The 541-nt window shown below is 47.0% G+C and carries 2 rRNA genes; both read left to right on the forward strand.

Annotation, left to right across the window (positions count from 1 at the left end):
* Positions 1-106: ribosomal RNA gene (locus AC27KL_RS28145) — 16S ribosomal RNA — on the forward strand; the annotation flags it as partial.
* A gap of 323 nt (positions 107-429) precedes the next feature.
* Positions 430-541: ribosomal RNA gene (locus AC27KL_RS28150) — 23S ribosomal RNA — on the forward strand; the annotation flags it as partial.

Below are 541 nucleotides of genomic sequence, written 5' to 3' on the forward strand. Positions count from 1 at the left end.
CGGTGGGGTAACCGCAAGGAGCCAGCCGCCGAAGGTGGGGTAGATGATTGGGGTGAAGTCGTAACAAGGTAGCCGTATCGGAAGGTGCGGCTGGATCACCTCCTTTCTATGGAGAATCGTTTCCTGCAACGGAAACATTCAAATGAAATCCTAGCCGGTTGGTTAGTTACTCACTCATTGCTCAGTTTTGAGAGAGCAAACTCTCAATTTGATCCTTGAAAACTAGATAACGAAACGAATTTGCGTTTTAGAAATATCCTTTTCTGATGATTTTAAATTTGGCTTCGCGTCAAATTGAAATTCATCATAGCTGCTTGTGTCAAAACAAGTTAGTGAAAAGTAGCAGACGAGTGTTTGAATCGAAGAGCGACTTTGGCTTTGTGCGAAGCACAAAACAACGGAGCGAGGCGAGGCAAACAGGAGTCAAATGGTTAAGCTACTAAGAGCACACGGAGGATGCCTAGGCGCTAGGAGCCGATGAAGGACGTGGCGAACAACGATACTGCCTCGGGGAGCTGTAAGCAAGCTTTGATCCGGGGAT

The organism is Paenibacillus sp. YAE3, from assembly GCF_057546105.1.